General features: G+C 48.6%; 1 protein-coding gene. It reads left to right on the top strand.

Features of this window, described 5'->3' with window-relative positions:
- Positions 1 to 967 (top strand): glycoside hydrolase family 3 protein (locus AB5935_RS25465; protein ID WP_368327814.1); only part of this gene is annotated, 967 nt, incomplete at both ends.

The raw sequence follows: 967 nt of genomic DNA, 5'->3' as shown, positions 1-967 counted from the left end.
ATGACTGCCTGTTCCAAACAGGCAGTTCCCACTGCCATTCCTGAAGACGCTAAAATAGAACAACAAGTGGAAGAGCTTCTATCAAAGATGGATCTTGACGCCAAGATAGGGCAAATGACCGAGCTTGCTATTGATGTATTAGGAGAGACGATAAATGGAGAATTCCAATTGGACGAGGCAAAACTCCACAAAGCGATTGCTGAATACAAGGTAGGTTCGTTTCTCAATGCTCCCGGCCCGGTAGCACAAAGCCCTGAAAAGTGGAACGAGATTATCGGTCGAATACAAGAACTGTCGATGGCGGAGATTGGTATTCCATGTATCTACGGCCTGGATCAGAATCATGGTACTACCTATACATTGGGCGGCACGCTCTTTCCTCAAAATATCAATATGGGTGCTGCCTTCAATCCGGATTTGACCTACGAAGCGGCACGTGTAACGGCTTATGAAACAAGGGCTAGCAATTGTCCCTGGACATACTCCCCCACTGTCGATATGGCACGTGATCCCCGTTGGCCGCGTGTATGGGAAAATTATGGAGAAGACTGTTTAGTCAATGCCATTATGGGCAGCACTGCTGTCCGAGGCTTCCAAGGAGATGATCCTAACCATATTCCCGCCGACCGAATCGCCACCTCCGTGAAACATTACATGGGATACAGCATGCCACGTACCGGCAAGGACCGCACACCGGCTTATATATCTGTTTCCGAACTGCGTGAAAAATGTTTTGCACCGTTCAGGGCTTGTGTGGAAGCAGGTGCACTGACTATAATGGTCAACAGTGGTTCCATCAACGGAAAGCCTGTGCACGCCGACCGCGAACTCCTTACACAATGGCTGAAAGAAGACTTAGGATGGGACGGAATGTTAATCACCGACTGGGCGGACATCAACAATCTTTATACCCGCGAACATGTGGCAGCAAACAAGAAAGAAGCCATCGAAATGGCAATCAATGCAG

It is taken from the genome of Phocaeicola sp. RTP21198st1_B8_RTP21198_201120, assembly GCF_040929485.1.
GTDB classification, from domain to species: domain Bacteria; phylum Bacteroidota; class Bacteroidia; order Bacteroidales; family Bacteroidaceae; genus Phocaeicola; species Phocaeicola dorei.
Note: the sequence above shows the minus strand (reverse complement) of the source record. Positions and strands in the feature narration are given on the sequence as shown.